The 8517-nt window shown below is 31.6% G+C and carries 7 protein-coding genes and 1 pseudogene; 7 read left to right on the plus strand and 1 reads right to left on the minus strand.

The window, feature by feature from the left end:
* The 4 genes and pseudogenes from ABY298_RS13095 to ABY298_RS13110 form a co-directional block, all read left to right on the plus strand.
* Positions 1-298 (plus strand): annotated as a pseudogene (locus ABY298_RS13095) (hypothetical protein); the annotation flags it as partial.
* Positions 299-435: 137 nt separating this feature from the next.
* Positions 436-3318 (plus strand): TonB-dependent receptor domain-containing protein, encoded by a 2883-nt coding sequence (locus tag ABY298_RS13100; RefSeq protein ID WP_372746508.1) that lies wholly within the window; start codon positions 436-438, stop codon positions 3316-3318.
* Between the two features lie 161 nt (positions 3319-3479).
* Positions 3480-4988 (plus strand): F0F1 ATP synthase subunit beta, encoded by a 1509-nt coding sequence (gene atpD / locus ABY298_RS13105; protein ID WP_372746509.1) that lies wholly within the window; start codon positions 3480-3482, stop codon positions 4986-4988.
* A gap of 43 nt (positions 4989-5031) precedes the next feature.
* Complete coding sequence (locus ABY298_RS13110; RefSeq protein WP_372746510.1) at positions 5032-5310, plus strand: F0F1 ATP synthase subunit epsilon; 279 nt, start codon at positions 5032-5034, stop codon at positions 5308-5310.
* Between the two features lie 82 nt (positions 5311-5392).
* On the opposite strand, the gene rseP is transcribed toward ABY298_RS13110, so the two are convergent.
* Positions 5393-6715, minus strand: coding sequence for an RIP metalloprotease RseP (gene rseP / locus ABY298_RS13115; protein ID WP_372746511.1), 1323 nt, complete (start codon positions 6713-6715; stop codon positions 5393-5395).
* A 161-nt stretch (positions 6716-6876) separates the two neighbouring features.
* Here rseP and ABY298_RS13120 point away from each other — a divergent pair, with 161 nt between their 5' ends.
* The 3 genes from ABY298_RS13120 to ABY298_RS13130 all read left to right on the plus strand — a co-directional run.
* The gene (locus ABY298_RS13120) at positions 6877-7545 is read left to right on the plus strand and encodes an SCO family protein (protein WP_372746512.1); all 669 of its coding nucleotides are present in this window, start codon (positions 6877-6879) and stop codon (positions 7543-7545) included.
* 79 nt (positions 7546-7624) lie between these two features.
* Complete coding sequence (locus tag ABY298_RS13125) at positions 7625-7852, plus strand: ferrous iron transport protein A (RefSeq protein ID WP_372746513.1); 228 nt, start codon at positions 7625-7627, stop codon at positions 7850-7852.
* A 3-nt stretch (positions 7853-7855) separates the two neighbouring features.
* The coding region (locus tag ABY298_RS13130; protein WP_372746514.1) for a FeoB small GTPase domain-containing protein at positions 7856-8517 on the plus strand (662 nt) is incomplete at its 3' end.

Genomic DNA, 8517 nt, shown 5'->3' on the forward strand with positions numbered 1-8517 from the left:
AACTAACCATTTACCATTTTCACCAGTATTATTAAGACCAACATTAAATGCTACGGTTACAACAACTACAGCAACATTAGAATGGACAGCAAGTGACGTAGATACTAGTGATACTTTAACATATGATGTTTATTTTGATACGGTAAATCCTCCACTTAACAAACAAGGCGATAATATAGCTGCTCAAACATTAAATGTTACTTTGGCAGCATCTACTAATTACTATTGGAAAGTAGTTGTAAAAGACAACCAAGGCGGACAAACAATTGGCCAAGTTTGGAATTTTGTAACAGATTAAAGAAATTATTATATTCATAATTTAAAAAGTGTAAAATTGTATTTTACACTTTTTTTTATGCGCATAATTGCTTGATATTCATTGTAATCCAAAAAAATTTGTATTTTGCATATGTTAATCAAATTATTTAGATCATTATGAAAAAATTATTAAGTGTATTAATTGCGCTTCTTATTGGGATGGTTGTGGTTGCACAAACAACAATTTCCGGAACAGTTAAAGATGCAAAAACCGACACACCTATTCCTGGAGCTAACATTAAAGTTACAGGTGAATCAATAGGTACTACATCAGATTTTGATGGGAATTTTTCTTTAAAAATAGCTTTAAATCCACCTTTTACCTTAGAAGTTTCATTAATAGGTTTTTCCTCAAAATTAGTTGAAATAACTAAAAGTAATCAAGCTATAATTATAATTTTAGACGAATCTGCAACAGCTTTAGATGAAGTTGTTGTTTCAGCATCAAGAACTCCAGAGAGAGTTTTAGAATCTCCTGTAACTATAGAGCGAATGGATATAAGAGAAATTAAAAACACCTCTTCTCCTTCTTTTTATGATGGATTAGAAAATTTAAAAGGAGTAGATGTAAACTCTAATAGTTTTACCTTTAAATCTATTAATACGCGTGGTTTCGCAACATTTGCCAATACCCGTTTTATGCAATTGGTAGATGGAATGGATAATGCTTCTCCTGCGCTAAATTTTAATTTAGGAAATCTTTTAGGTATGTCAGAGTTAGATGTGAGCACTGTTGAATTATTGCCAGGAGCATCATCGGCATTATATGGTGCAAATGCTTTTAATGGTGTGTTATTTATGACAAGTAAAAATCCGTTTGAATCCTCTGGTGTTAGTATGTATTTAAAAACAGGGATAACTTCACAAAAAGCTGCAGGAGATAATCAATTTGCAGATGTAGGAATTAGGTTAGCCTATAAATTTAGTGAAAAGTTTGCGGCAAAAGTATCTTTTTCATTTTTAAAAGGTGAAGAATGGCACGCAACAGATTATAATCAATATATTGATACCGAAGCAGGAAAGCCTGATACGGTTATTTCATCTTTAGGAAATCAAACTGCATTTGATCAGGCTAATGTATATGGAGATGAGGTTACTTTAGGAGCTACACCATTTAAAAATTTAAAAGGAGTTGGACAATATTTAGAGTCTATTGGCGAAATTCCAGCAGGTGCCAGTGCTTATTTGCCTGAAGATAATGTATCTAGAACAGGTTATAAAGAGTCTGATTTAACAGATTATAATGCGCATAGTGCAAAAGTAGACATAGCGTTACATTACAGACCTTTTGAAGATGATTTTGAAATTATTTATAACGGTAAAATGGGGAAAGGAAATACTATTTACCAAGGAGCGAATAGGTATGCTATTGAAAACTTTTTTATGCAACAACATAAAATTGAAATAAGAAATGACGATTTTTTTGTTAGAGCATATGTAACTGATGAAGATGCTGGAGATTCTTACGATATGCGTTTTGCAGGTATAAATATGAATAAAGCAAATGCTTCAGAATGGTTTGGTACTTATGCCGGAGCATATTTACAAGGTGTTTTAAGCGGTGCAAGCAGTGATTTGGCACACGCTGGTGCCAGACAATATGCCGATGCTAATGTAACTCTGCAACCAGGAACAGCAGAATTTAAAGCGGCATTAAATGCGGTGAAATCTGATCCAAGTTTGTTAACCGGAGCAAAATTCCAAGATCAAACAAAAATTTATCATAGCGATGCCAATTATAATTTTTCAGAAGTAATAGATTTTGCTGAAATTCAATTAGGAGGTTCGTGGAGACAATATTCTTTAAATTCAAATGGAACTATTTTTACAGATTATGATGGGCCAATTAATTATAATGAATATGGAGCTTACACCCAAATTAGAAAGAAATTTGCTGATGATAGATTAAAGTTTACCGGATCTTTACGTTACGATAAAGCCAAAAATTTTGATGGAAACGTGTCGCCAAGAGTTTCATTGTCCTACTCTTTAGGAAAAGGAAAAACAAGGAATGTTAGAGCTTCTTTTCAAACAGGTTTTAGAAATCCTACAACACAAGATCAATATATTGGTTTAGATGCAGGTCAGGCTATTTTAGTTGGTTCGGCACCTGATAATTTAGATAGATACACAACAAACCCATTAGCAACAAGTACAACAGCGCAAGCTATAGGAATGCCAGCAACTGTGCAGTTATCTGGTAGAGCAGCTTATGAAAACGCCTTTACTCTTACTTCTTTATATGCTTTTGGAGCAGCAGCAGCTCAAGGAAATGTTGATCCAGGTTTATTAATAATATCAAATTTTGAGTATGTAAAACCTGAAAAAGTTTCGGCCTATGAAATTGGTTACAGAGCTGGTTTTGGTCAATTTTCTTTAGATGTTAGCGCATATTATAATGTATATGAAGATTTTATTGGAAATAAAACAGTTGTTTCTCCATTGTATGGAAATGTAGATTTTTCAGATATAATTTCTTTACCATCACAATTGGGAGGTCCAGCTCCGGCTGCATTAATTGCAATTGCAAATGGTGATTATCAACCTTTTCAGGTTTATACAAATTCGAAAGCAGATATAGCATCATATGGAGGCAGTTTAGGAGTAGAAAGCAGAATTTTTGAAGGTTATACAGTGGGGTTGAATTACACTTATGCTAAATTTGATTTTGATCAAAGTTCAGATCCAGATTATGAAGCCGGATTTAATACGCCAGAACATAAAGTGAAGTTTTCTATTGGAAATGAAAATTTAATAGAAGACTTAGGGTTTAATATTAATGTTCGTTGGAATGATGAGTATTTATGGGAGTCATCATTTGCGGATGCTATAATAGAGGCAAGAACAGTTGTAGATGCTCAGGTAAACTATACTGTTGATAAATGGAAATCTATTTTTAAAGTGGGTGGAGCTAATTTAGGAGGGAAAGAATATGCAAGTGCTCCAGGTACAGGTAAAATAGGATCCCAATTTTTTGTTTCTTGGACAGTAAATCCATAAATTTTTAAAAATTTAAGAGAGTCCTAGTATAATTAGGACTTTTCTTTTTTAAAAATAAGGTCATTTTTTTTTCAATATAAAATCAAAAAACTATCTTAGCAACCTAAAAAATACGATCAAACTAAAAAGATTAATTATCTAAATTATAAACAGTTAAAGTAATGACAAAGATTACAGGTAAAGTTGCACAAATTATCGGTCCAGTTATAGACGTTGAATTTAGTTCTGGAGCAGTGCTACCAAAATTATATGATTCGTTAGAAATAAAAAGAGAAGACGGATCAATTTTAGTATTAGAAGTACAATCTCATATTGGTGAGGATACTGTAAGAACCATCTCAATGGATTCAACAGATGGTTTAAGTAGAGGAACTGAGGTTGTTGCCACCGGAAATGCAATTCAAATGCCAATAGGTAATGACATTTACGGAAGATTATTTAATGTAATTGGTGATGCAATAGATGGTTTAGGTAATTTACCAAAAGACGGTGCAAACGGATTGCCAATTCACCGTGAAGCTCCAAAATTTGAGGAGTTATCAACTTCAACTGAAGTTTTATTTACAGGAATTAAAGTAGTAGATTTAATTGAGCCTTACGCAAAAGGAGGTAAAATTGGATTATTTGGTGGAGCTGGAGTAGGTAAAACGGTATTAATTCAGGAATTAATTAATAATATAGCAAAAGGTCACGGTGGTTTATCAGTATTTGCTGGTGTAGGTGAAAGAACTCGTGAAGGAAATGACCTTTTAAGAGAGATGTTAGAGTCTGGAATTATTAAATACGGTGAAGATTTTATGCATTCTATGGAAGATGGAGGCTGGGATTTAACCAAAGTTGATAAAGCAGGAATGAAAGAATCAAAAGCTACTTTCGTTTTCGGACAAATGAACGAACCTCCTGGAGCACGTGCGCGTGTTGCTTTATCTGGTTTAACTATTGCTGAATATTTTAGAGATGGTGCTGGAGAAGGTCAAGGAAAAGACGTTTTATTCTTTGTTGATAATATTTTCCGTTTTACACAAGCTGGTTCTGAGGTTTCGGCATTGTTAGGTCGTATGCCATCAGCGGTAGGTTATCAGCCAACTTTAGCAACAGAAATGGGTGCAATGCAAGAGCGTATTACATCAACAAAAAACGGATCAATTACATCAGTTCAAGCGGTTTATGTACCTGCAGATGATTTAACAGATCCAGCGCCAGCAACAACATTTGCGCATTTAGATGCAACAACAGTATTGTCTCGTAAAATTGCAGAGTTAGGTATTTATCCTGCGGTAGATCCATTAGATTCAACTTCAAGAATTTTAACTCCAGAAATTTTAGGAAAAGAACATTATAACTGTGCACAACGTGTAAAAGAGTTATTACAACGTTATAAAGAATTACAAGATATTATTGCTATTTTAGGTATGGAAGAATTATCTGAAGAAGATAAATTGGTTGTGCATAGAGCTCGTAGAGCGCAACGTTTCTTATCTCAACCTTTCCACGTAGCTGAACAATTTACTGGTATTCCAGGTGTTTTAGTTGATATTAAAGACACAATTAAAGGATTTAATATGATTATGGATGGAGAGTTAGATAAATATCCTGAAGCGGCGTTTAACTTAAGAGGATCAATTCAAGATGCAATTGATGCTGGAGAGAAAATGTTAGCAGAAGCATAATCAATTGACAATTGTCAATTATTAATTATCAATTGAAAAAATTATGATTTTAGAAATAGTATCGCCAGAAGCAACATTATTAAATACAGAAGTTGAAGTAATTTCTGTACCAGGTGTAAATGGTGAATTTCAAATGTTAAATAATCACGCGCCAATTGTTTCTTTATTAGTTGCTGGAATGGTAACGTTTAAAGGTTCAAATGTGCAAATTAAAGAGCAATTTACAGATAAATTCACTTCGGTTAAAGGAGCATATAGTTTACCAATTAAAAGTGGTACCATAGAAATGAAAGATAATAAAGTTATTATTTTAGCTGATTAATTTAATATTTTATAGATTATAAAAAAGCCTCAAACTAATTTAGTTTGAGGCTTTTTTTATGCTTTTTAATTAATCGTATTCTTTAAAAAAACTTCGAAATTAATTTAACAACGTCGTTACCATTTGCCAATAGTAATAGCCCTATTAATAAAATAAATCCGGTAATTTGAGCGTACTCTAAAAACTTATCGTTTGGTTTTCTTCCAGTAATCATTTCAAATAAGGTAAATACTACGTGACCTCCATCTAAAGCGGGAATTGGGAGTAGGTTCATAAACCCAAGCATTATAGATAAAAATGCTGTTATAGACCAGAAAGCTTGCCAGCTCCAAGTTGCAGGGAAAATATTACCAATAGCAATAAAACCACCAATACTAGTTGCTCCTTTTTTAGTAAATACATATTTAAATTGAGTGATGTAGTCTTTTAAAGTCCAAATAGCTAAAGAATTTCCAATTGAAATACTTTCAAAAAATGAGTAATCTTTATGTTGTATAGTAATGCCTCTTAATTTAGAATTGGACACACCAATAGTTTTATCGTCTCTTGGAGAAATTGTTGTGTTTTTAGTTAAGCCATCTCTTTCAAAAGTCACATTAATATCTTCTTTTGAATTTAAAATTAAGTTTGTAAACTCTTGCCAATATGTAACAGGTGTTCCGTTAACAGATGTAATTTTGTCGTATTTTAATAAGCCAGCTTTTTCAGCAGGAGAATCTGTAACAACAGTATCTATTACGGCTTCTGTTCTAACAGTAAAAGGTTCCATTACGCCATTTGCCCACATAGTACTTCCAATATCTTCAGGAATATTTATTGTTTCAGAAGTTCCATCTTCGTGTAATACATCTAATGAGGTAATTCCTCTTAAAAATAAATGCTTATTAATATCTGTAGCGTCTAAAGGTTCTTCTCCATTAAATTTAGTAATTTTATCACCATCTCTAAATCCATATTCTTTAAATAGTTCGTTTACAGCAAAACCGTGTTTTATATCTAAAGGCTTTACAAATTCAACTCCCCAAGCAAAAGTAATCATGATATAAATTACAATTCCTAAAATAAAATTTACTACTACACCACCAAGCATAATAATTAATCGTTGCCAAGCTGGTTTAGATCTAAACTCCCAAGGTTGGGCTGGTTGTTTCATTTGTTCGGTGTCCATACTCTCATCAATCATTCCTGATATTTTTACGTATCCACCTAAAGGAATCCAACCAATTCCATATTCAGTTTCTCCTATTTTCTTTTTAAATAGTGATATTTTATAATCAAAAAACAAGTAAAATTTTTCAACTCTTGTTTTAAATAATTTTGCAGGTATAAAGTGTCCTAATTCGTGTAATACAATTAAAAACGATAAACTTAAAATAAACTGCGTAGCCTTTATTAATATTTCCATAAAAGTGTTTCAAATAACTAAAATCGCACAAATGTACGTTTTTAAATTATGTTATAAAAAGCCGTTAATTAAGTTAATGAGGGTTTTAACAAAGTTTTAGAGTTAAACTGTAACTATAATAGCTAATTGTACTAAATTTGTTATTTAATTTTACAAATAAAATGGATTTAAATTTCTTCAAAAAATCTATTCCAACCCTTGCTATTATGGCTATTTTTTCCGTTGGAATGATTTACGCTATTTACACATTATTAACACCAGATAAAAAATTGCCTATTTTTAATCCTTCCGATGTAAACCCAAAATTGGTAGATGAAAGTGTGGTGCACGTACGAAGAAATCATAAAGTTGCTGATTTTAGTTTAATCAATCAAAATGGAGAAACTATTACCCAAGAAAATTATAAGGATAAAATTTATGTGGCCGATTTTTTCTTTACTAGATGCTTAACAATTTGTCCAGTTATGACTAATAATATGGGAAAATTACAGGAAGTTTTTAAAAACGATGATGATATTATGTTTTTATCGCATTCCGTAACACCAGATATTGATAGTGTTACTGTTTTAAAAGAATATGCCATAAAAAAAGGAGTTATTGATGCTAAATGGAATATAACAACTGGCGATAAAAAACACATATATGAGTTGGCTAGAAAAAGCTATTTTGCAGTTTTGGAAGATGGCGATGGCGGTTTACAAGATTTTATTCATACAGAAAACTTTATGCTTGTAGATAAAAAGAAACAAATTAGAGGTTATTATGATGGTACTAGTAATGAAGATATGGATAGATTAATAGCTGATATTAAGTTGTTACAAAAAGAGTAAAAATATTAATGATATTTATCATAGTTTAGAATCATTCTAATTTAGTATATTTGCTTATTATTTATAATTATTCTTAATAATGGGCGATACAATTGCAAGCTTAAGAGTTGGAGAGAGTGGAATTATTGAAGATTTTACGTTGGATATTATTCCGTTGTGTTTGTTAGAAATGGGCTGCTTACCAGGTAAAGAAGTAAGTTTAGTACAAATAGCACCACTAAAAGATCCCTTATATATTAAAGTTAATGGAAGCCACCTAGCTATTAGAAAAGAAATGGCTGATCAAATTAATATTACAAAGTTGTAATTCATGAAAAATAGTGCTGTTATAAATGTAGCGTTAGTGGGAAACCCTAATACCGGAAAAACGTCGTTATTTAATCAGCTTACGGGTTTAAAACAAAAGGTTGGAAATTATCCAGGCATTACAGTAGATAAAAAGCACGGTAAATGTAAAATTTCAGAAGTATTAACTGCAGAAATTGTAGATTTACCAGGTACATATAGTATTAATCCTCAAACTTTAGATGAAACTATTGTTCTTGATACTCTTCTAAATAAAAATAACGAATCGTATCCAGATGCTGTAATTGTTGTTGCAGAAGTAGAAAATTTAAAACGAAATTTACTATTATTTTCTCAAATTAAAGATTTACAACTTCCTACCATTTTGGCTATTAATATGGCTGATCAAATGGAAAGAAAAGGTATTCATATTGATATTGAAGTATTAAAAAAGGAACTTCAAACAGAAGTAGTTTTAATTAGCTCTCGTAAAAATAGCGGTATAGATAACTTAAAAAACCACCTGGCTAATTATAAAAACTGGAATACCGAAACTTCCGATACTATTTCATCTAAAATTGATGCAGACTATTTTAAAGAAATTGAAAGTTCATTTAGCGATAACTCTTTATATAAATCTTGGTTGTTAATTACACAGCACGAATATTGCCACTTTTTAACCGAAGC

Origin of the sequence: Lutibacter sp., from assembly GCF_041596795.1 — a bacterium.
Classification (GTDB): Bacteria; Bacteroidota; Bacteroidia; order Flavobacteriales; family Flavobacteriaceae; genus Lutibacter.

What these genes read in the sequence shown, in the direction of transcription:
- ABY298_RS13100 (WP_372746508.1), top strand. Translation starts at nt 436, where the DNA reads ATGAAAAAATTATTAAGTGTATTAATTGCGCTTCTTATTGGGATGGTT.
- atpD (WP_372746509.1), top strand. Translation starts at nt 3,480, where the DNA reads ATGACAAAGATTACAGGTAAAGTTGCACAAATTATCGGTCCAGTTATA.
- ABY298_RS13110 (WP_372746510.1), top strand. Translation starts at nt 5,032, where the DNA reads ATGATTTTAGAAATAGTATCGCCAGAAGCAACATTATTAAATACAGAA.
- rseP (WP_372746511.1), bottom strand. Translation starts at nt 6,715, where the DNA reads ATGGAAATATTAATAAAGGCTACGCAGTTTATTTTAAGTTTATCGTTT.
- ABY298_RS13120 (WP_372746512.1), top strand. Translation starts at nt 6,877, where the DNA reads ATGGATTTAAATTTCTTCAAAAAATCTATTCCAACCCTTGCTATTATG.
- ABY298_RS13125 (WP_372746513.1), top strand. Translation starts at nt 7,625, where the DNA reads ATGGGCGATACAATTGCAAGCTTAAGAGTTGGAGAGAGTGGAATTATT.